The sequence below is a fragment of the Massilia cavernae genome, from assembly GCF_003590855.1.
GTDB classification, from domain to species: Bacteria; Pseudomonadota; Gammaproteobacteria; order Burkholderiales; family Burkholderiaceae_D; genus Telluria_A; species Telluria_A cavernae.
In genome coordinates this window covers 84,198-105,596 of the sequence record NZ_QYUP01000118.1, presented here as the reverse complement: position 1 = coordinate 105,596, position 21,399 = coordinate 84,198, and the positions used below count along the sequence as shown (strand labels likewise).

Below are 21,399 nucleotides of genomic sequence, written 5' to 3'. Positions count from 1 at the left end.
TCGGCGCCGGCGCTTCGCAGGTCTACCTGATCGAAGAGCCTATGGCCGCCGCCATCGGCGCCGGCCTGCCGGTGTCGGATGCGACCGGCTCGATGGTGGTCGACATCGGCGGCGGCACCACCGAAGTGGGCATCATCTCGCTGGGCGGCATGGTGTACAAGGGTTCGGTGCGCGTCGGCGGCGACAAGTTCGACGAGGCGATCGTCAACTACATCCGCCGCAACTACGGCATGCTGATCGGCGAGCAGACCGCCGAGGCGATCAAGAAGGCCATCGGTTCGGCTTTCCCCGGCTCCGAAGTCAAGGAGATGGAAGTCAAGGGCCGCAACCTGTCCGAAGGCATCCCGCGTTCGTTCACCATCTCGTCCAACGAGATCCTCGAAGCGCTGACCGACCCGCTCAACAACATCGTGTCGGCCGTGAAGAACGCGCTGGAACAGACCCCGCCGGAACTGGGCGCCGACATCGCCGAAAAGGGCATGATGCTGACCGGCGGCGGCGCGCTGCTGCGCGACCTCGACCGCCTGCTGATGGAAGAAACCGGCCTGCCGGTGCTGGTGGCCGAAGATCCGCTGACCTGCGTGGTGCGCGGTTCGGGCATGGCGCTCGAGCGCATGGACAAGCTTGGCTCGATCTTCTCGTACGAGTAATCGTAACGCCGCGGCGCCCGCCACCGCGGATGCCGCCAGCCGCCTTGCCACAGCAGGGCGGCGCGTTTGTGTGCGGGGCTGCGGCCCCGCACGGTGATCCCGGCGCGACCCGCCGTCATCAATACTGAAAGTCATGGAATACAGCCCACCGCCACTGTTCAAACAAGGCGCCCCAGCGCGGGTGAAGGTGACGGTATTCGCTCTCATTTCGATCGTGCTGCTGCTGGTCGACGCCCGCATGCATACGCTGGCCGTCGTGCGCCAGGTCGCCGGTGCGGCCTTGTATCCCCTCCAGATGGCCGCGCTGATGCCGCGCGAAGCGGTAGCCACCATGGGCGGCTATTTTTCGTCGCTGTCGGCGCTGCAGAAGGAAGTGCGCGAACTCAAGAGCCAGCAGGCTGCCACCGCCCAGGCGATGCAGGAAGCGCGCATGCAGATGGCCGAAAACGCCCACTTGCGCAAGCTGATGGGCGCGCGCGAACATGTCCCCGTCAAGTCGCTGCTGAGCGAGATCCTGTACGACGCGCGCGATCCGTCGGCGCGCAAGATCGTGCTCGACCGCGGCTCGCGCAACGGCGTCGCGCTCGGCCTGCCGGTGATCGACAACGCCGGCGTGGTCGGCCAGGTCACGCGCGTATTCCCGTTCACCTCCGAAGTGACCCTGCTGACCGACAAGGAGCAGGCTATTCCGGTGCAGGTGCTGCGCAACGGCCTGCGCAGCGTGGCCTACGGCCGCGGCCAGGCCGGCACGCTCGACCTGCGCTTCATCGCTCCCAACGCCGACATCCAGGTCGGCGACGTGCTGATCACCTCGGGCCTGGATGGCGTCTACCCGGCCGGCTTGGCCGTGGCCAAGGTGGTCCAGGTCGAGAACAGCGCGGCCGGCGCCTTCGGCCGCGTGATCTGCCAGCCGCTCGCCGGCCTTGACCGCAACCGCCACCTGCTGATCCTGATGTCGCTGCCCGAGCTGCCTCCGCGCCCGCCGGCCGAGCCGCCTGCGCCGGCCAAGCGCAGCGCGCTGCCCAAGATGGCGCCGCTCGACACGCCGCGCGCGCCGCAGCTGCCGCCGCAGCTGCCGCCGCAGCTGCCGTCGCAGCTGCCGTCGCAGCTGCCGCCCGCGCAGAAGCCCGCCGGAGCGCCGGCCGCCGTTCCCGCCACCCAGCCTGTAGCTCCCGTCACCCAGCCTGCCGCCGCCGCGCCCGCACGATGAACCGTCCTCACTACATCCTGCTGCCGGTCAGCCCGCTGTTCATCGCGTTCAGCCTGACCTGCGCCTTCATGCTCAACCTGCTGCCCTGGGGCCAGTGGATCGGCGTGCCCGACTTCGTGGCGCTGGTGCTGGTGTTCTGGGGCATCCACCAGCCGCGCAAGGTCGGCATCGGCGTCGCCTTCTCCATGGGCCTGCTGATGGACGTGCACGAGGCGACCCTGCTGGGCGAGAACGCGCTGGCCTACACCTTGCTGTCCTACCTGGCCATCATGATCCATCGCCGCGTGCTGTGGTTCCCGGTGATGACCCAGGCGATCCACGTGCTGCCGCTGCTGCTGTTCGCGCAGGCGGTCCAGCTGGTGGTGCACCTGATCGGCTCGGGCAAGTTCGCCGGCTGGCTGCAGTTCGTCGAAAGCGCGGTCGCGATCGCGCTGTGGCCAGTGATTTCCTCGCTGCTGCTGGCGCCGCAGCGGCGCGCCGTCGACCGCGATCACACGCGCCCGATCTGAAGCGGCAATGACCGAGCTTAAAGACAGCGACCGCGAGATCCACCGGTTCCGCATGCGCCTGACGGCGTTCGTGGCCATCGTGTTCGTCTTCTTCGGCATCCTGGTGGCGCGCTTCGTCTGGCTCCAGGTCATCAAGTACAGCGACTACGCCGCGCAGGCCGAGGACAACCGCATCGCGATCGTGCCGATCGTGCCGACCCGCGGGCTGATCGTCGACCGCAACGGCGTGGTCCTCGCGCGCAACTACTCCGCGTACACACTGGAAATCACGCCGTCCAAGCTGCGCGCCAACCTCGATTCCGTGATCGACGAGCTGTCCACGCTGATCGAGGTCACGCCGCGCGACCGCAAGCGCTTCAAGCGCCTGATGGAGGAGTCGCGCAGCTTCGCCAGCGTGCCACTGCGCACCCGCCTGACCGACGACGAAGTGGGGCGCTTCGCGGCGCAAAGCTTCCGCTTCCCCGGCGTCGAGGTCCAGGCGCGCCTGTTCCGCCAGTATCCGCTGGGCGAGACGGCGTCGCACGTGATCGGCTACATCGGCCGCATCAACCAGAAGGACGCCAAGGCGATCGACGCCAGCGAGGATGCCGCCAACTACAAGGGCACCGACCACATCGGCAAGGAAGGGCTGGAAAAGAGCTACGAATCGCACCTGCATGGGCGCACCGGCTACGAAAAGGTCATCAAGACCGCGGGCGGGCGCGCGGTGTCGACCCTGTCGCGCACCGAGGCCACGCCGGGCAGCAACCTGATCCTGTCGGTGGACATCGAACTGCAGAAGGTGGTCGAGGAGGCGTACGGCGAGTACAAGGGCGCGTTTGTCGCGATCGAGCCGGAAACCGGCGACGTGCTGGCCTATGTGTCGCGCCCCGGCTACGACCCCAACCTGTTCGTCGACGGCATCGACAGCCAGAACTGGAACGAGCTCAATACCTCGGAAGACCGGCCGATGATGAACCGCCCGCTGTCCGGCACCTATCCGCCCGGTTCCACCTTCAAGCCCTTCATGGCGCTGGCGGCGCTGGAGCAGGGCAGGCGCACGCCGTCGCAGGCGATCGCCGATCCCGGCTACTTCATCCTCGGCGGCCATCGCTTCAACGACGACAAGCCGGGCGGCCACGGACTCGTCGACATGCACGACTCGATCGTCGAGTCCTGCGACACCTACTACTACCAGCTCGGCAACGAGATGGGCATCGACGGCATCCAGGCGTTCATGAAGGAGTTCGGTTTCGGCGACAAGACCGGCATCGACCTCGAACATGAGAAGACCGGCGTACTGCCGTCCAAGGAATGGAAGCGCGAACGCTTCAAGCGCAACAGGGCGGCGCAGAAGTGGGTCGGCGGCGACACCATTTCGGTCAGCATCGGCCAGGGCTTCAACAACTACACGATGCTGCAGCTGGCCCATGCGACCGCCATCCTGGCCAACAACGGGGTGGTAATGAAGCCGCACCTGGTCAAGATCATCGAGGACGGCGGCACCCGCGCCCGCACCCTGACGGTGCCCAAGGAAAGCCGGCGCGTTGCGCTCAAGCCCGAGAACATCGAGGTGATCAAGCGCGCGCTGGTCGGCGTGACGACCGAGCCGACCGGCACCGGCCGCATCGCGTTCGCCAACACGCCCTACATCTCGGCCGGCAAGACCGGGACCGCGCAAGTGATCGGACTGAAAGGACAGAAGTACGACGCCAGCCGCATCGCCGAGCGCTTCCGCGACAATGCGCTGTACATCGCGTTCGCGCCGGCCGACAAGCCGCGTATCGCGCTGGCGATGGTGGTCGAGAACGCCGGCTTCGGCGCCGCCACCGCCGCCCCGATCGCACGCAAGGCGATGGACTACTACCTGCTCGGCAAACGCCCGGCGGTGAAGGGCCAGCCCCTGCCCAAGCCCGGTACCGCCGGGCCGCATGCGGCGCCGGCGACAGCGCCCGCGCAGCCCGCGCCAACACCGGCCGCCCCCGCGGCCCCAACCAAGGAGGAGCAACCATGACGCGTATCCATGAACGCCGCTCGCTGTGGCGCCGCATGCGCCCCTACTTCATGGTGTTCGACGCGCCGCTGGCGATCATTGTGTTCCTGCTGTTCGCGACCAGCCTGGTCTCGCTGTACTCGGCCGGCATCGATTTCCCGGGCCGGGTCGAGGGCCAGATGCGCAACATTATCGTGTGCTTCATCGCCATGTGGATCGCGGCCAACGTGCCGCCGCAGACGCTGATGCGCCTCGCCGTGCCGGTGTATACGGTCGGCGTCGGCCTCCTGCTTGCGGTGTTCATGTTCGGGATCATCAAGAAGGGCGCGCGGCGCTGGCTGCACATCGGGATCGACATCCAGCCGTCCGAGATCATGAAGATCGCGATGCCGCTGATGCTGGCCTGGTACTTCCAGCAGCGCGCCGGCGTGGTGCGCTGGAGTTCCTTCCTGGTCGCCGCGGTGCTGCTGGCGATCCCGGTCGGCCTGATCCAGCTGCAGCCCGACCTCGGCACCTCGCTGCTGGTGCTGGCGGCGGGCATGTACGTGATTTTCCTGGCAGGGCTGTCGTGGAAGGCGATCGCCGGGCTGGTAGTGGCTTTCTTCGCCAGCCTGCCGGTGGCCTGGTCGCTGATGCACGACTACCAGCGCGAGCGGGTGACCACCTTGCTCGACCCCACCGCCGACCCGCTCGGCAAGGGTTTCCACATCCTGCAGTCGATCATCGCGATCGGCTCGGGCGGGGTGACCGGCAAGGGCTGGCTGCACGGTTCCCAGGCCCACCTCGAATTCGTCCCCGAGGCCACCACCGATTTCGTGTTCGCCGTCTTCGCCGAGGAATTCGGCCTGGCCGGCATCCTGCTGCTGCTGTTCCTGTACATGCTGCTGATCGGGCGCGGCCTGATGATCGCGGCCAATGCTGCCAACCTGTTCTCGCGCCTTCTGGCTGGGGCGATCTCTATGATCTTCTTTACCTTCGTGTTCATCAACATGGGCATGGTCAGCGGCATCCTGCCGGTGGTCGGCGTGCCGCTGCCGTTCCTGAGCTACGGCGGCACCGCGCTGCTGACGCTGGGCCTGTGCATCGGCATCCTGATGAGCATTTCGCGGCACAGAAAGCTGGTGCAAACTTGATGGCGGCGCGCAAGGCGCCGGCGTTGCTGGCGCTCGCGGTCCTGGTCGCCGGCTGCGGCAGCACCGGCGACAAGGCTGTGTCGATCTGGCCGTTCCCCAAGCCGGCGCACAAGGGTGCAAGCCATCCGAAGGTCGATCCCGACCTGCCGCGGCTGCCGCCCGCCGGCTCGGGACGCGGCGGCTACTACAAGGACGACGGTCCGGGCGACAATCCGCCGCCGAACCTGAAGGACGTGGCCGACGCGGTGGTGCGCGCCGAACCGTATTCCAAGTGGGCCAACCGCCCGTACAAGGTGCTGGGCAAGACCTATGTCCCGATTACCAACGAGGAACCGTTCGTGCAGCGCGGCGTGAGCACCTGGTACGGGAAGAAGTTCCATGGCCAGCGCACTTCCTCGGGCGAACTGTACGACATGTACAAGATGACCGCCGCCCATCCGACCCTGCCGATCCCGTCGTACGCGCGCGTGACCAGCGTCGAATCGGGCAAAAGCGTGGTGGTGCGCATCAACGACCGTGGCCCCTTCCACGCCAGCCGCGTCATCGACGTGTCGTTCACCGCCGCGCTCAAGCTCGGCCTGCTGGGCAAGGGCAGCCATGAGGTGCAGGTCGAGCGCCTGTTCCCCAACCGCGGGATCAACATCGCCGAACAGCGCCGCAACGCGCCGCAGGAGCCGTCGAAGGAAAATGCGCCGACCGAGATCGCGGCGCTGGTGCTGGAAGGGAGCACTTTGTCCGACAGCGAGGCGCTCGGTACCGAAACCCGTCCGCAGGCCGCCGCCGCCGGCTTCTGGCTGCAGCTGGGCTCCTACGCGAGCGCCGGCAAGGCCGGACAGGCGCGCCGGCGCATGCTCGATGCCGGCGACGCCGGCGCAAACCTGGAAGTGGCGGCCGCGGGCAAGCTGCACCGGCTGTACAGCGGCCCGTTCGCGACCCGCAAGGAAGCGGACAAGGCGGCGCGCGGACTCAGGCGCGCGGGCCTGAAGCCGATCGTCGTCAGGCGCTGACGGCGCTTATTTGCAGACCCTTGCCTGCTGTTCGGGGAAGTTGGCGGCGATGCGCTCGATGCGCGCGCGGGTGGCCTCGTCGATGCCACGGAAGCGGTAGGCCACGCGGTTGACCTGGGCCGGGCGGCCGCTGATACGCGCGTCGGCCACTCCCTGCCTGGCCAGCGCGGCCAGCAGCGTCTTGGCCGCGTTCTCCGACTTGAACACGCCCAGCGAGATCGCCCACTTCATCGGCGTATTGTCCGGGATGACGTAGTAATTGGACACGCCGAGGTTCTTCAGTTCCTCGGCCCTGCGGTCGGCCGCCTCGCGGCTGGCCTGCGGCGGGATGTGGACCATGAAGCTGGTCATTTCCGTGCTGGCGATGTTCTCGCGCTCCGGGCGCTGGCCGAGCCTGAGCGCGGCGATGCGGCCGTCGAAGCGGCGTGCTTCCTGGGCGTTGAAGTTGCCGATTTCCGTGCACAGCAAGGCCACCGGCGCCGGTTCGGCTGCCGCCGGCGCGCTCTCCTGCGCCTTCTCCGCAGGCGCGGCGGCCACGGTGGCCTGCGCGGCCGATACCAGCGTCAGCTTGTCGGTGTTGACCTGCGCCTTCATGCGGGCCGGCTCGCGCTCGTTGCCCTTGAAATTGCCAAGGTAGCCGCGGCCGTAGGCGAACAGGACGCCGTTGATCGCGAGCAGGAACCAGAAGATAAATTTCAACACAGCGCTTATCCCGAAGTGGTTGCGGCGGCATGCAGGCCCGCCAGGACGATATTGTCGACCAGCCGGTGCGGTACGGACAGCGCGGGCGCGATATGCGGCGCCGCGCCTCCCGACAGGAGGCACAGGGCGCCGTCGTGCAGGCGCACGGCACGCTCGATTGCGCCCGCCTGCGCCGACAGGCAGCCAGACAGGATGGCGTCATCGGTGTTGTCCGCGAAAACAGGCGGCAGCCTGCCACCTGCGTCGACCTGCGGCAGCTGCGCCGTATTCCTGGCCAGTGCCGCGGCCATCAGTCCCAGCCCGGGCAGGATCATCCCGCCGATGAACACGCCGTCGGCGCTGACCGCGTCGATGGTGGTGGCGGTGCCGCAGGTGGCCACCACCAGGGGCTGTCCCGGCGCCAGCGCGCGCGCGCCCAGCGCCGCGGCGAAGCGGTCGCAACCCAGCTGCGACGGGTTGCGGTAGGCGTTGCGCAGGCCGTCCAGTTGCGGCAGCGAGGCGAACCAGCGCAGGTCGACCGGCGCCGGCAGCATCAGCTGCAGCTGGTCGCGCAGGCGCTGGCCCGCCACGTTGGAGACCAGCGCGCGGGTGACAGGGAAGCCTTGCCAGCTGGCGGGCAGGTGGTTCATTTCCGCATGCGTCACGGCGCCGCTGGCGATCCACTGGCCCACCGGCGCGCTATCTTCGGCCACGGCCCATTTGATGCGGGTATTGCCGGCGTCGATCAGCAGCAGCATGTCAGGCCTCCCGCGTGCGCAGCGACACGTCGCCGGCCAGCACGGTCATGCGGCCTTCGGCGCAGTCGAGCAGCAGGCGGCCGCTGTCGTCCACGCCCGCCGCCAGCCCTTCGTACAGGGTGGCGCCGCGGTCGAGGACAGCCACGGTGCGGCCCTGCCATGCATGCAGGCGGTTCCAGCGCGCGCTGAAGGCGCCGAAACCCGAGCGGCTGAATTCGGCCAGTGCAGCGGCCAGGCTGTCCAGCAGCGTGGCCATCAGCTGGTCGCGGTCCATCTGCGCCAGCCAGGGCGCCGCGGCCACGGTGCGGCCGATGCGCGCTTCCATTTCGTCCGGCATGCGCAGGTTCATGCCGATGCCGATGACGGCCCAGATCCCGCCCGCGCCCGACTGGGTTTCGATCAGCACCCCGGCCAGCTTGCTGCCGTCCTTGAGCACGTCGTTCGGCCATTTCAGCTGTACCTGTACCCCGCACGCGGCCAGCGCGTCGGCCAGCGCCACGCCGACGGCCAGCGGCATCCCGGCCAGCTGCTGCAGCGGCGCGTCGAATTTCCAGGCCAGCGAGAAGGTCAGCGAATCGCCGGGGGCGGACAGCCAGCTGCGGCCGGCGCGCCCGCGTCCCGCGGTCTGGTGCTCCGCCACCAGCAGCAGGGGCGCGTCGAGCGCGGCGGCGCGCTCCATCAGGTCGGCATTGGTCGAACCGGTTTCAGGCACCACCTCGACCGCGACCCCGGCGCGGCTGTGCCGCGCAATCTCTGCTGCGTTCATGGCGCCGCCTTGCGCGCCTTGTGCGGCGCGCGCGAGAACGCGAAATCGTAGACCGCGTTCGGCAGCGCGCGCAGCAGCTTGGCCACCACGCCCATCTGCCACGGGATCACCGCGTAGCTGGTGCCGGCCGCGATGGCGTCGGCCGCCTTTGTGGCGAAGCGCTCGGGCGGCATCAGGAAGGGCATCGGGTACTTGTTATGGCGCGTCATCGGCGTGTCGATGTAGCCGGGCGCGATGGTGACGACCCTGATGCCGTCGTGCTTGAGTTCCAGCCGCAGCGATTCGCAGTAGCTCAGCACCGCCGCCTTCGAGGCGCTGTAGGCGCCCGCACCGGGCAGGCCGCGCACGCCCGCCACGCTGCCGATGCCGACCAGGCGGCGCACCCCGCCCTGGCTTTTCATCGAGGCGATGAAGGGCGCGAAGGTGGCGACGGTGGCGCTGACGTTGGTGGCGAGGATGCTGTCGAACACCGGCATGTCGGCGGCGAATTCGGTAAGTGTGCCGTGCGAGATGCCGGCGTTGGCGATGACGACATCGGCGCCGCCGTGGGCGGCGATGAAGTCGGCTGCGGCTGCCGCCAGCGCGGCGTGGTCGGTGACGTCCAGCGCGTACACCTTGTGGCGGCCGGGGTTGGGCAGGCCGGCGGCAAGCTGCTCGAGCAGCTCGCGGCGGCGCGCCACCAGGCCAAGCGTGGCGCCGCGCGCGGCGTATTCCGCCGCCAGCGCCGCGCCGATGCCGCTCGATGCGCCCGTGATGAATACGCGTGTCATGTCGGGGCGCACTGCCTTTCTTATTTCTTGTCCGTTCTGGCTTTTGCGACCAGGTGGTTGAGCACCTGCAGCGCGGCTTGCTGCTGTTCGGCCTCGGAGCCGGCCGCGACAGCCTGGCTGGCCAGGGAAGGGGAGGTCAGGTAACGTCCGCCCACCGCGAGGATCGGCCAGTGGTCGATCTTGTAGGCCTCCATCATGCTGCCGGCGCGGCGGGTGCTGGCCTGCACGCCGAAGGAGCGGTAGGCGGCGGTGAATCTGGTGCGGTCGATGCCGGTTTTTTCGGCCCAGTCGAACACCGCCTCGTCGCTGGCGAAGCGGTTACGCTCGGCGTGCATCGCATGGAAGACCTTGCCGTGGTACTGCTCGACCAGGCCGAGCGCGTCCAGCGTGTAGTACAGGCGCTGCTGCGGCAGCAGGCCGCCGCGCGTGATGTGCACGCGCTTGAACACGATGTTGGCGCCTTGCTTTTTCACCCAGTCGGCCAGCACCGGCTCGAATGCGTGGCAGTGCGGACAGGCGTAGTCGAAGAACTCGGTGACCTCGACCTTGCTGCCGGCATCGGTGTTCTGCGCTTCCGGCAGCGTGACGAATTCGACGCCGTTCTTCGGGGCGGCAGGCGTGGCGGAAGCGGCGGCCGCGGCGCACAGGGCGGCCGCGCACAGGATGGTCCGGATGAATCGCATGGTCGAAAAGCTCCTGGGGGGTGGTTATTTCTGGTTGCGGACGATGGCGACGTCGACGCCGGCGTCGATCAGCTTGGCGCGCGCCTTGTTCATGGCTTCGACCTGGTTGAACGGGCCGATGCGCACGCGGTGCAGCACGCCGCTGTCGGCGTTGCGGTCGCTGATGGCCGCTTCGAAGCCGAGCAGGGCCAGCTTGGCGCGGGTGTTCTCGGCGTCCGCCATTTCACGGAAGGCGCCGGCCTGCAGGAAGTAGATGGTCTTGTCTTCGCCCGGTTCCGCGGCGGCGGCCGGCGCGGGTGCAGGCGCCGCGGCCGGTGCGGCAGCAGGCGCCGCGCCTTCCTGCGCCATGCCGGCGATGGCCGCGCCCAGCGGATCGGCTTCCGGCGCCTTCGGCTTGCCGGCGAACTGCTTGTTGGCTTCGCGCGCGGCCTGCTTGTCCCCGTACAGCGGCTTGTTCGGGTCGGCCGCCTGGCCGATCGCCGGTTCGCCCATCTTGACCAGCTTGCCCGACTTGTCGGTGAACGGCGTGGCGCCCTTGGTGATCACCAGCGCCACGATGACGGCGATGACCAGGCCGATGATCAGGCCGATGATGATGCCGGTCAGCGTGTTGCCGCGCTGGCGGATTGGAGCGAAAGAACGGAAGTGTGATTTCATTGGTACTCTTGGATGTTTGCCGCTTACATCTTGACCGGCGCGGACACGCCGATCAGGGCGAGGCCGTTGCGCAGCACCTGGCGGGTGGCGACCATCAGCGCCACGCGCGCCATCCTGGTGGCTTCGTCGTCGACCAGCACGCGCTCGGCGTTGTAGTAGCCGTGCAGTTCGCCGGCCAGCTCGCGCAGGTAGAACGCCACCTGGTGCGGGCCCAGTTCGGTCAGTGCGCGTTCCAGCATTTCCGGGTAGTGCGCCAGGGTCGCCAGCAAGGTCGCTTCGCGCGGCGCGTTCAAAGGCGCCAGGTCGACGCCGTCCAGCGCTGCCTCGTCGCCATTCCATTGCGCCAGCACCGAGCAGATGCGCGCATGCGCGTACTGCACGTAATACACCGGGTTCTCGTCCGAAGTCTTGAGCGCGACGTCCACGTCGAACACGAATTCGGTGTCGGCCTTGCGCGAAATGAGGAAGAAGCGCACCGCGTCGCGGCCCTTGGCGATGTCGCCGCCGCCCGACCAGTCGATCAGGTCGCGCACGGTGACATAGGAGCCGGCGCGCTTGGAGATCTTGACCTCTGCGCCGTCCTTCATGACGGTGACCATCTTGTGCAGCACGTAGTCGGGATAGCCCTTGGCGACGCCCAGGTCGACCGCCTGCAGGCCGGCGCGCACGCGCGCGATGGTGCCGTGGTGGTCGCTGCCCTGGATGTTGATGGCCTGGCCGAAGCCGCGCTGCCACTTGACGATGTGGTAGGCCACGTCCGGAACGAAGTAGGTGTAGGTGCCGTCGGACTTGCGCATCACGCGGTCCTTGTCGTCGCCGTAGTCGGTGGTGCGCAGCCACAGCGCGCCATCCTGCTCGTAGGTGTGGCCGGCCTTGACCAGCGCGCCCACGGCGGCGTCGACCTTGCCTTCGCTGTACAGCGAGGACTCGAGGTAGTAGTTGTCGAACTGGACGCCGAAGGCCTGCAGGTCGATGTCCTGCTCGTTGCGCAGGTAGGTCACTGCGAAGCGGCGGATCGATTCGAGGTCGTCGGGCTGGCCGCTGGCGGTGGCCGGCTGGCCGTCGCTGGCGCTGACCGTCTTGCAGGCCAGGTAGTCGTCGGCGATGTCCTGGATGTAGTCGCCGTTGTAGGCCGACTCGGGCCAGCCTGCGTCGCCCGGCTTGATGCCGCGCGCGCGCGCCTGCACCGAATTGGCCAGCGTGGCGATCTGCACGCCGGCGTCGTTGTAGTAGAACTCGCGGGTGACCTCGTAGCCCTGCGCTTCGAACAGCGCCGACATGGCGTCGCCCAGCGCGGCCTGGCGGCCGTGGCCGACGTGCAGCGGGCCGGTCGGGTTGGCCGACACGAATTCGATGATGACGCGCTTGCCTTCGCCCGACTTGCTGCGGCCGAAATGCTCCTTCTGGTCCAGTACCGTGCGCACCACCGACTGCTTGGCGCTGGCGGCCACGCGCAGGTTGATGAAGCCGGGGCCGGCGATGTCGGCGCTTTCGACCAGGCCCTTGCCGGCCGGGTTGTCCAGCAGCGCGGCGACGATCTTGGTGGCCAGCTCGCGCGGGTTCATCTTCAGCTGCTTGGCCAGCTGCATCGCGATATTGCAGGCGATGTCGCCGTGCGACGGGTCGCGCGGGCGCTCCAGCACGACGGTGGGATTGAGTCCGGTGCCGGCGACGAGTGTGGCGAGGGCGGCCTGGAACAGGGCAGCGATTTCTTGCTTTTGTTGGGCGAGCATGTGCGGTGGGTCTTAAAAGTGATGGAGCGGTGGCCTGGGCCACGGGCAAAGTGCGTTAATTATACTGGTTTGGGGCGGCCCCGACTAACGGCCCTCCCGCGGGCGGCCCCGGCCAAGGCCCCGGTTTAAGCCTGGTCCAGGTCTTCCCCGGTACAATGGCGGCTTCATATAGCACTGTATTGCGAAGACGACCATGACCGACAAGCGCCCGACGCTCTCCCTCAAGCCTGCGCCGAAGACTGGCGGCGCGCCGAAGCGCGCCCCCGCACCCGCGATCCGGCCCAGCTACGAGGTCAAGCCGGTGCTGCAAAGCGGCTACCGTCCCGACTTGCGCGACGACTCGCTGGCGCTGGCGCTGGCCGGCGCCGCCCACGCGGTGGCCCAGGTGCGCGGCGGGACCACGCTGCCGCAGGCGCTGGCCACGGCCTTCGGCGTGATGGACGCTTCGCCGCAGGCGCGCGGCGCGATCCAGGACATCGCCTACCGCTGCATGCGCAAGCTTGGCCGCAGCGAAGTGCTGCTCGGCCTGATGACGTCCAAGGCGCCGGAGCCGCCGATGCTGGCCGCCCTGCTGTGCTGCGCGCTGGCGCTGCTCGACACGAATCAGGGCGAGGCCGCCGCCTACGAGGAATTCACCGTGGTCGACCAGGCGGTGAGCGCCGCCGCGGCCCATCCCGACATGGCCCACGCGCGCAACATGGTCAACGCGGTGCTGCGCCGCTTCCTGCGCGAACGCGCCATCCTGGTCGCCGAGGCCCTGAAGCAGCCGGTCGCGCAGTGGAACTACCCCGAATGGTGGATCGACGCCGCCAAAGCCGCCTACCCGCGCCAGTGGCAGCAGATCCTTGCGGCCGGCAACGCGGCGCCGCCGCTGACCCTGCGCGTCAACCGCAGGAAGAGCAGCGTGGAGGATTACCTGCAGCGGCTGGAGCAGGCCGGTGTCAAGGCCTCGCGTATCGGTCCGGATGCGGTAAGGCTGGACAAGCCGCTGCCGGTGGCCCAGGTTCCAGGCTTCGAGGACGGCGTGGTGTCGGTGCAGGATGCAGGCGCCCAGATGGCCGCCCGGCTGCTGGACGTGGCCGACGGCATGCGCGTGCTCGACGCCTGCGCCGCCCCGGGCGGCAAGACCGGCCATATCCTGGAACTGGCCGAGGTCGACCTGACCGCGCTCGACGCCGATCCCAAGCGGCTGGTGCGGGTGCGCGAGAATCTCGACCGCCTCGGCGCGTCCGCCACGCTGGCCCCGGCGAAGGCGGAGGAGGGCGGCTGGTGGGACGGCCGCCCTTACGACCGCATCCTGGCCGACGTGCCCTGCACGGCGTCCGGCATCGTGCGCCGCCACCCGGATATCCGCTGGCTGCGGCGCAAGGGCGACACGCTCCAACTTGCAACACTTTCGGCCAAAATTCTCGACAACCTTTGGCGAATGGTAACGCCAAATGGTAAATTGCTGTTCGTGACATGTTCGCTATGGCCCCAGGAATCGGAGGCGCAGGCCGCCGCATTCGCGGTGCGCCACGGTGCGATCCGCCTCGATGCGCCAGGCCAGCTGCTCCCGGGCGGCGATGCCGGGCAGGATCACGATGGTTTGTTCTACGCGCTATTCCAAAAGAAGCCTGCGTAACCGATCCTCCGGCAATTCAAATGATATGTAAGGCTCTGGCCCACTTGTGACACTACGATTTCTTCGACTCCTGGTCTGCCAGCTGCTGCTGGCGCTTGCTTGCGTCCAGGCGCATGCGGCCGATGGCGTGGACGTCACCCGTGCCCGCATCGAGGCCAGCGAGGACGGTTACAAGCTCGATGCGGCCTATGCCTTCGACCTCAATCCCGGCCTCGAAGACGCCATCCACCACGGCGTGCATCTGTACTTCACCACCGAGGTGCAGCTGACGCGGCCGCGCTGGTACTGGCGCGACGAAAAGGCCGCCTCGGCCAGGCAGACCATCCGCATCAACTACAACGTATTGACCCGCCAGTACATCGTGCTGATCCTCGGCAGCGTGCAGCAAACCTTCCCTACCCTGGAAGACGCGCTGTTCCTGATCCGCCGCCCCAGCCGCTGGGTGATCGCGCCGCGCGGCGCGCTCAAGCAGGGTGAAACCTATGACGTCCGCCTGCGCATGGGGATGAACCGCGACTACCTGTCGAAACCGATCCAGGTCAACGCCTTCAGCAATTCCGGCTGGCGCCTGTCCTCAGACACCAAGACCTTCACCTACAAGGCCGAGTAAGTGAAACAGGGCTTGCGGTATGCGTTGGTAGTGGCCGCCGGTGCCGTCAGCATCCTGCTGTTCCTGCTCGCCAGCGCTTCCGACAATGCCAGCTTCATCGACCGCTACTACTCGTGGCTGCTCGGGCTGAACGCGGCCGTCGCCGCCACCCTGCTGGTGTTCTCGATCGTGGCGCTGGCGCGCCTGTATGCGCGCTACAAGAGCGGCAAGTTCGGCTCGCGCCTGATGGCGCGGCTGGTGATGCTGTTTGCCGCCATCGGCATCCTGCCCGGCCTGGTCATCTTCATGATTTCGGTCCAGTTCGTGTCGCATTCGATCGAGTCGTGGTTCAACGTGAAGATCGAGGCGGCGCTGCAGTCGGGCGTGAACCTGGGCGTGGCGGCGCTCGACCAGGCCCTCTCCGAGCTTGGCGCCACCGCCGAAGTGACCGCCGCCACCGTGGCGGGGCAGGACAACTTCACGTCGCGCCAGATCCTGCGCCGCCTCGCCGAGGAACAGGACGGGATCCAGAACGCGATGATCGTCGACCGCGACGGCAAGATGATCACCAGCGCCGCTGGCGCGCTCAAGGGTCGTCTGGAAGCGGACATCCCGACCCCGCAGATGCTGCTGCAGGCGGTGATGCCGGGCGGGTACTCGCGCGCCGAAGGCGGCATCGAGCGCGACATCCGCGAGGGCGGCGCCAATGCCCACGACGCCGCCACCGGCCTGCGCCTGCGGGTGGTGCTGGCGATTCCCGAACCGCCCGGCGCCCAGCCGCGCTTCCTGCAGGTGATGCAGGCGGTGCCGGTCAACCTGGCTTCGAACGCGGAAGTGCTGCGCGGCGCCTACAGCGAATACCAGGAGCGCTTCGTGGCGCGGGTCGGCCTGCGCAAGATGTACATCGAAACCCTGACCCTGACCCTGCTGCTGGCGATCTTCGGCGCCATCGCCAGCGCCTTCATCATGGCGGGCCGGCTGGCGCAGCCGCTGCTGGTGCTGGCCGAAGGCACGCGCGCGGTGGCCGAGGGCGACCTGTCGCCGCGCCCGATCGTCGGCACTTCGGACGAACTTGGCACGCTGACGCAGTCGTTCAACATGATGACCGGCCAGCTGTTCGAGGCGCGCAGCGCCGTCGAGCGCAACCGTTCGGCGCTGCAAAGCGCCAAGGCCCACCTGGAATCGGTGCTGGCCAACATGTCGGCCGGGGTGCTGGTGCTGGATGCAGAATTCCACGTGGTGAACTCGAACGAGGCGGTCGAGCGCATCCTGCAGCATGACGTGGCCGGCCACCTGGGCGCGGCGCTGTCGGAGATCGCCGGCCTCGAAGTATTCGCCGGCGCCATCACGCGCTCCTTCTCGGCGCAAAGCGCCGGTTCGGCAGCCGGCAGCACGCGCCTGCGCAGCCACTGGCAGCAGCAGATCGAGATTCCGCGCCGCCCGGGCAGCGCCGAAGACCACGACATCACCCTGTTCGCGCGCGGTTCGCGCCTGCCGGTCGGCGCCGGCTCCGGCTTCATCGTCGTGTTCGACGATATCTCGGACGTGATCTCGGCCCAGCGCTCGATCGCCTGGGGCGAGGTGGCGCGCCGGCTGGCGCACGAGATCAAGAACCCGCTGACGCCGATCCAGCTGGCGGCCGAACGCATGCAGATGAAGCTGGAAGACCATCTCGACCCGAAGCAAGCCGAGCTGCTCAACCGCGGCACCGCCACCATCGTCAACCAGGTCGACGCCATGAAGCGCATGGTGGACGACTTCCGCGACTACGCCAAGGCGCCGCCGGCCCACCTGGAAGTGCTGGACCTGAACGCGCTGATCGAAGAAATCCTGCAGCTCTACCTGGCGGGCGACGAAAGCGATATCATTCATGCAGCATTGTCGCCGGGCTTGCCGGAGGTGATGGGCGACGCGACCCAGCTGCGCCAGGTGATCCACAACCTGCTGCAGAACGCGCAGGATGCGATGAACGACCGCGGCCCGGATGCGCCGCCGCCGCGCATCGACCTGACCACGGAGGCGGTCCATTACCGGTCGGCCGACGGCACCGCCGGCACCGCGGTGCGCCTGTCGATCGTCGACAACGGGCCCGGATTCGCGCCGCGCATCCTGTCGCGCGCGTTCGAGCCTTACGTCACGTCGAAGGCGCGCGGCACCGGCCTGGGCCTGCCGATGGTGAAGAAAATCGTCGACGAGCATGGCGGCCGGATCGACATCCAGAACCGCAGCGACGGAACAGGCGCGTCCGTCCTGATTTTGCTGTTAAAGTTAGCACCTGCGGCATAGTGGCCTAAGGCACGAATCAAGAATAGAATCATGGCTTCGGCAGCAAGACGCGCATGCTGTCCAGCAGGGGCGAAACCAGGAAGGCATACATAGATGGCAAACATACTCGTAGTTGATGATGAAATGGGCATCCGCGAGCTACTCTCGGAAATCCTGGGCGACGAAGGCCACGCGATCCAGCTGGCCGAGAACGCGCAGCAGGCACGCGACGCGCGCGCGGTGGGCGCGCCGGACCTGGTGCTGCTCGATATCTGGATGCCCGACACCGACGGCGTCACCCTGCTCAAGGAGTGGCAGCGCGACGGCCTGCTGACGATGCCGGTGATTATGATGTCGGGTCACGCGACCATCGACACCGCCGTCGAGGCCACCCGCATCGGCGCCCTGAATTTCCTGGAAAAGCCGATCGCCCTGCAGAAGCTGCTGAAAGCGGTGCAGCAGGGCCTGTCGCGCGCGCAGGAAAGCGTGCGCGCCCCGGCCATCATGCCGCGCCCGATGATGGCGGCCCAGGTCGAGGAAACCGCGATCGGCGCCAGCGCCATGTTCGCCGCACAGCCGCAGCCGGCCGGCATCCCGTCGCGCATGGGCGGCGTGCCGAATGGCGAAGGCCACGGCTACACCCTGTCGTTCGACCTGCCGCTGCGCGAGGCGCGCGACGCGTTCGAGCGCATGTACTTCGAACACCACCTCGGACGCGAAGGCGGCAGCATGACGCGCGTGGCCGAAAAAACGGGCCTCGAGCGCACCCACCTGTACCGCAAGCTCAAGCAGCTCGGTGTCGAGCCGGGCAAGCTGGCCAAAAAAGGGGGATGACCCTCCCCAAGCTGCCTGCCACGCTGGTCACCGGCCCCGCGGCCGACGCGCGCGAGGCCGGCATTGCCGCCGCCCTCGAAGGCGCCCCCGGACGCAGTGCCGCCATCCTCGAGGGCTTGCCCGATCCCCGCTCCATCCTCACTCCCTCCGACAGCCTGGCGGTCGCCCGCATCGCCCCGGGGTGCATATGCTGCAGCGGCAATCTGGTTTTGCGTGTAACATTGAATCGTGTCCTGCGCGGCCGGCCCGCCCGTCTTTACATCGGGCTTGCCAATACAGAGCACCTTGATCAGTTGCGATCGTGGCTGCAGCAACCGCCATACGATCAGCTGTTGGAACTGACCCCGGATCTGCGCACTTGAAATCGGTTCCGGGAGCCCCACCTCCACATTGCACGGAGTGGAAAGTCAGCCGTCTGAAACTGGCGGTTTCCGATCTGCAAAACCGTCTGATCGAGTGAAGGAGTCACCATGAATATGATCTACAACAGCGAGCAGTACAGCGTCGTCGAGTTCGGCGTTGACCACAACCTCGAAGCCTTGCGCTTCGGCGGTTATGAGATCGTCGACAAGTCCGGCCGGCGCGAAGCCTTTATCGGCGGCAAGCTGGCGCAGTCGTTCAGGCGCGACGTCAACACCCTGATCGCCAGCGAACCAACCATGGAGGAGATCGACGACTTCCTGGGTTCCTACGATTCTCTGATGAGCAACCCCGTGCTCCTGCACTAATACCCCTGCCGGATGCGGGACCGGGGCAGCCGCCCCGTCCCGCGCACCCGGCGACCCGCGCCGCCCGCCTGAATTCCCCCCGCCCGTACCTCTTTCCAGATTTTCCCGTTTTCCCGCCGAAGGGCGCCTGCCCGCATGGTAAGCTTGCACCATGTGCCAACTTCTCGGAATGAATTGCAACGTCCCCACGGACATCGTGTTCAGCTTTACCGGCTTCGCCATGCGCGGCGGCCACACCGACACCCACCATGACGGTTGGGGCATCGCATTCTTCGAAGGCCGGGGCGTGCGCCATTTCGTCGACCACATGGCCGCGGTCGCGTCGCCCGTTGCCGAACTGATCAAGCGCTACCCGATCAAGTCGACCAATGTCATCGCCCACATCCGCAAGGCCACGCAAGGCCATGTGGCGCTGGAAAACTGCCATCCCTTCGTGCGCGAATTGTGGGGCCGCTACTGGGTGTTCGCCCATAACGGCGACCTCAAGGAATTTCATCCGGTGCTGGACGGCGCCTTCCGGCCGGTCGGCAACACCGACAGCGAGCTGGCCTTCTGCTACCTGCTGCAGGAACTGCGCGCCCGCTTCGGCGACCGGCCCCCGGCCCTCGGCGCGCTGCGCGAAGCGCTGGGCAGCCTGGTGCACGGTATCGCCGCCCACGGCACCTTCAACATGATGCTGTCGGACGGCACCGCGCTGTTCGTGCACTGCTCGACGACACTGCATTACGTGGTGCGCCAGTATCCTTTCCCGACCGCCAGGCTGGCGGACGAGGACGTCAGCGTGGATTTTGCCCAGGTAACGACGCCGAACGACCGCGTCGCTGTCATCGTCACCGCGCCGCTGACCACCAACGAAAGCTGGACCGCATTCCAGCCCGGTGAAATGAAGGTGTTCGTCGACGGACTTCCCCTTGGCGAGGAGCCGTTCCACGCTTCCGGGTAATGACAAAAAGCCACTGAAAAAATAAATAATGGGTTAAAGTATCGTCATTATTTCCGTCAAGAACGGGCCGCAACATGATCGATACAGCAAGTTCGGACAACGCCGCCTTTCAACTGCGCGTGCGCGACTTCTACCTTGGGCGCCAGCCGATCCTCGACCGTGACCAGGTGCTGCACGGCTACGAGCTGCTGTTCCGCAGCGCGCCGCTGGGGCCGGCCGCGATCGACACCGAACTGTCCGCCACCGCGGCCGTCATCGCCCATGCGGCCCAGCTGGGCATCGACAAGGTCATCGGCGACGGCAAGGGCTTCCTCAACGTCGATGCCGCCGTCCTGGACAGCGACATCTTCGTGTTCCTGCCGCGCGAGAATCTGGTGCTCGAAATTGCCGCGTCGGTGAAGGCGACGCCGGAACTGGCCGGCCGCATCGCCGCCCTGGCCAGCCACGGCTTCCGCTTCGCGCTCAGCGACGTGGTGTCGGAGACCGCCGATGTGCAGCAGCTGCTGCCGATGACCGAGTACGTCAAGTTCAGTTTGCGCGACAGTGCACCGGCCGCGCTGGCGGCGCTGGCGCCGCGCTTCAAGGCCGCCGGCAAAAAACTGGTGGCCGAAAAGGTTGAAACGCACGCGGAATTCGATGCCTGCCTTGGCCTCGGCTTCGACTTCTTCCAGGGGTATTATTTTGCGCGGCCGTCGGTGATTGGCGGGCGCAAGCTGTCGCCGGCCCAGGTGGCCGTGCTGGCGCTGATGCAGCTGGTGGTGTCCGATGCCGACAACATCGCCATCGAACGTGCCGTCAAAAAGGAAGTGACGCTGGCGCTGAACCTGCTGCGGCTGGTGAACACGCCGGCGGTCGGCATCCGCCACCGCATCGATTCGGTCAGCCAGGCGGTCACCATCCTCGGGCGCCGCCAGCTGCAGCGCTGGCTGCAGATCATGCTGTACGCCGAGCCCGCCATGCGCCGCCAGGGCATGCCGCCGCTGCTGGCGCTGGCGACCACCCGCGGCCGCCTGCTCGAACTGCTGGCCCAGCGCCTGCGCCCGGGCCAGCGCAACGTGCCGGAAATCGCCTTCACGGTCGGCATCATGTCCTTGATGGACGCCTTGTTCGGCATGCCGATGGAAGAGATCGTGCAGCAGATCCCGGTCAGCGACGAGGTCGCGGGCGCGCTGCTCAAGCGCACCGGCTTCTTCGGTGAGTTGCTGAGCCTGGCCGAGAACATCGAGCTGATGGACGAAGCCGAGGCCAGGCTGGCGCCGGCCTTGCACGAACTGGCCATGTCCGCCGACGAACTGGCCGAGCTGGAAGTGGCGGCGTTCGAATGGAGCGATACCATCGTGCGCTACGCGATCTGAGCGCACTCCACGGCTTTATGCGCGCGCGTCGAAGGCTGCGTGGTAGCAGACGTCGCCTTGGGCGCAGCTGGCGCCGAACTTCACTGACTGGAAATATTCGGCAGGCACGCCGGGCAGGGCCAGCCGCGGGGACGCCTCGAAACCGAAACGGGAGTAATACGCCGGGTCGCCCAGCACCACGCAGCCGGCCGCGCCCATGCGGCGCAGTTCTGCCAGCGCCGCGTCCATCAGCAGGCTGCCGATGCCCTTGCCCTGGCGCGCGGGCAGCACCGAAATCGGGCCCAGCCCGTACCAGCCGCCGCTGCCGTCGCTGACCGTCACCGGCGACACCGCCACATGGCCGGCGAGGGCGCCGCCTTCGTCGGCCACCAGCGACAGCGACAACACGCCGGCGCGGCGCAGCGCGTCGACAATGAACTGCTCGGTGTGGCTGGTGTGGGGCGCGGCGCGGAACGCCGCCTCGGTCAGCGCGCGGATGGCGCGCGCGTCGGCTGGCGTTTCCCCGCGGATGTCCGGGTACATGGCGCCGCCT

The 21,399-nt window shown here is 67.6% G+C and carries 22 protein-coding genes; 14 read left to right on the top strand and 8 right to left on the bottom strand.

Features of this window, described 5'->3' with window-relative positions:
- The 6 genes from D3872_RS13805 to D3872_RS13780 all read left to right on the top strand — a co-directional run.
- The coding region (locus D3872_RS13805; protein ID WP_147373879.1) for a rod shape-determining protein at positions 1-650 on the top strand (650 nt) is incomplete at its 5' end.
- Between the two features lie 133 nt (positions 651-783).
- Positions 784-1,860, top strand: coding sequence for a rod shape-determining protein MreC (gene mreC / locus D3872_RS13800; protein ID WP_119811314.1), 1,077 nt, complete (start codon positions 784-786; stop codon positions 1,858-1,860).
- Positions 1,857-2,369: a rod shape-determining protein MreD gene (mreD, locus tag D3872_RS13795; protein WP_119811313.1), complete on the top strand. Its 513-nt coding sequence runs from the start codon at positions 1,857-1,859 to the stop codon at positions 2,367-2,369. Before mreC ends, mreD begins: the two co-directional genes overlap by 4 nt.
- A gap of 7 nt (positions 2,370-2,376) precedes the next feature.
- Positions 2,377-4,362: a penicillin-binding protein 2 gene (mrdA, locus tag D3872_RS13790; RefSeq protein ID WP_119811312.1), complete on the top strand. Its 1,986-nt coding sequence runs from the start codon at positions 2,377-2,379 to the stop codon at positions 4,360-4,362.
- Positions 4,359-5,474 (top strand): rod shape-determining protein RodA, encoded by a 1,116-nt coding sequence (gene rodA, locus D3872_RS13785; RefSeq protein ID WP_119811311.1) that lies wholly within the window; start codon positions 4,359-4,361, stop codon positions 5,472-5,474. Before mrdA ends, rodA begins: the two co-directional genes overlap by 4 nt.
- Positions 5,474-6,481, top strand: a complete 1,008-nt coding sequence (locus D3872_RS13780; RefSeq protein WP_119811310.1) for a septal ring lytic transglycosylase RlpA family protein — start codon at positions 5,474-5,476, stop codon at positions 6,479-6,481. Before rodA ends, D3872_RS13780 begins: the two co-directional genes overlap by 1 nt.
- Positions 6,482-6,487: 6 nt before the next feature.
- On the opposite strand, the gene D3872_RS13775 is transcribed toward D3872_RS13780, so the two are convergent.
- The 7 genes from D3872_RS13775 to argS are packed head-to-tail and all read right to left on the bottom strand — an operon-like array spanning position 6,488 to position 12,529.
- A complete protein-coding gene (locus D3872_RS13775; protein WP_119811309.1) occupies positions 6,488-7,183 on the bottom strand; it encodes an SPOR domain-containing protein in 696 nt (231 codons plus the stop codon).
- 5 nt (positions 7,184-7,188) lie between these two features.
- Positions 7,189-7,920: a type III pantothenate kinase gene (locus D3872_RS13770; protein WP_119811308.1), complete on the bottom strand. Its 732-nt coding sequence runs from the start codon at positions 7,918-7,920 to the stop codon at positions 7,189-7,191.
- A 1-nt stretch (position 7,921) separates the two neighbouring features.
- Positions 7,922-8,686, bottom strand: a complete 765-nt coding sequence (locus D3872_RS13765; protein WP_119811307.1) for a biotin--[acetyl-CoA-carboxylase] ligase — start codon at positions 8,684-8,686, stop codon at positions 7,922-7,924.
- Positions 8,683-9,456 carry an SDR family oxidoreductase gene (locus tag D3872_RS13760; RefSeq protein WP_119811306.1) on the bottom strand — a complete coding sequence of 258 codons (774 nt, stop codon included), beginning with the start codon at positions 9,454-9,456 and terminating at the stop codon, positions 8,683-8,685. The genes D3872_RS13765 and D3872_RS13760 overlap by 4 nt, the downstream gene beginning before the upstream one ends.
- A 20-nt stretch (positions 9,457-9,476) precedes the next feature.
- Positions 9,477-10,139, bottom strand: a complete 663-nt coding sequence (locus tag D3872_RS13755) for a thiol:disulfide interchange protein DsbA/DsbL (protein WP_119811305.1) — start codon at positions 10,137-10,139, stop codon at positions 9,477-9,479.
- A gap of 24 nt (positions 10,140-10,163) precedes the next feature.
- Positions 10,164-10,796 (bottom strand): SPOR domain-containing protein, encoded by a 633-nt coding sequence (locus D3872_RS13750; RefSeq protein WP_119811304.1) that lies wholly within the window; start codon positions 10,794-10,796, stop codon positions 10,164-10,166.
- A gap of 23 nt (positions 10,797-10,819) precedes the next feature.
- Positions 10,820-12,529, bottom strand: a complete 1,710-nt coding sequence (gene argS, locus D3872_RS13745; RefSeq protein ID WP_119811303.1) for an arginine--tRNA ligase — start codon at positions 12,527-12,529, stop codon at positions 10,820-10,822.
- 193 nt (positions 12,530-12,722) lie between these two features.
- On the opposite strand from argS, the gene rsmB reads away from it, so the two are divergent.
- The 8 genes from rsmB to D3872_RS13705 all read left to right on the top strand — a co-directional run bounded on the left by rsmB (position 12,723) and on the right by D3872_RS13705 (position 20,867).
- Complete coding sequence (gene rsmB, locus D3872_RS13740) at positions 12,723-14,153, top strand: 16S rRNA (cytosine(967)-C(5))-methyltransferase RsmB (protein ID WP_119811302.1); 1,431 nt, start codon at positions 12,723-12,725, stop codon at positions 14,151-14,153.
- Positions 14,154-14,199: 46 nt separating this feature from the next.
- Positions 14,200-14,763 (top strand): DUF4390 domain-containing protein, encoded by a 564-nt coding sequence (locus tag D3872_RS13735; protein ID WP_119811301.1) that lies wholly within the window; start codon positions 14,200-14,202, stop codon positions 14,761-14,763.
- Positions 14,764-17,028 (top strand): sensor histidine kinase, encoded by a 2,265-nt coding sequence (locus D3872_RS13730; RefSeq protein WP_119811300.1) that lies wholly within the window; start codon positions 14,764-14,766, stop codon positions 17,026-17,028.
- Between the two features lie 93 nt (positions 17,029-17,121).
- The gene (locus D3872_RS13725; RefSeq protein WP_119811299.1) at positions 17,122-17,841 is read left to right on the top strand and encodes a response regulator; all 720 of its coding nucleotides are present in this window, start codon (positions 17,122-17,124) and stop codon (positions 17,839-17,841) included.
- Positions 17,838-18,203: a GTPase gene (locus D3872_RS13720; protein WP_119811298.1), complete on the top strand. Its 366-nt coding sequence runs from the start codon at positions 17,838-17,840 to the stop codon at positions 18,201-18,203. Before D3872_RS13725 ends, D3872_RS13720 begins: the two co-directional genes overlap by 4 nt.
- Positions 18,204-18,311: 108 nt before the next feature.
- Positions 18,312-18,569 carry a BTH_I0359 family protein gene (locus D3872_RS13715; RefSeq protein ID WP_119811297.1) on the top strand — a complete coding sequence of 86 codons (258 nt, stop codon included), beginning with the start codon at positions 18,312-18,314 and terminating at the stop codon, positions 18,567-18,569.
- A gap of 151 nt (positions 18,570-18,720) precedes the next feature.
- Positions 18,721-19,512, top strand: coding sequence for a class II glutamine amidotransferase (locus D3872_RS13710; protein ID WP_119811296.1), 792 nt, complete (start codon positions 18,721-18,723; stop codon positions 19,510-19,512).
- A gap of 74 nt (positions 19,513-19,586) precedes the next feature.
- The gene (locus D3872_RS13705; protein WP_119811295.1) at positions 19,587-20,867 is read left to right on the top strand and encodes an EAL and HDOD domain-containing protein; all 1,281 of its coding nucleotides are present in this window, start codon (positions 19,587-19,589) and stop codon (positions 20,865-20,867) included.
- Positions 20,868-20,882: 15 nt separating this feature from the next.
- Here D3872_RS13705 and D3872_RS13700 read toward each other — a convergent pair whose 3' ends face one another.
- Complete coding sequence (locus tag D3872_RS13700; protein ID WP_119811294.1) at positions 20,883-21,389, bottom strand: GNAT family N-acetyltransferase; 507 nt, start codon at positions 21,387-21,389, stop codon at positions 20,883-20,885.
- Positions 21,390-21,399: the final 10 nt, after the last annotated feature.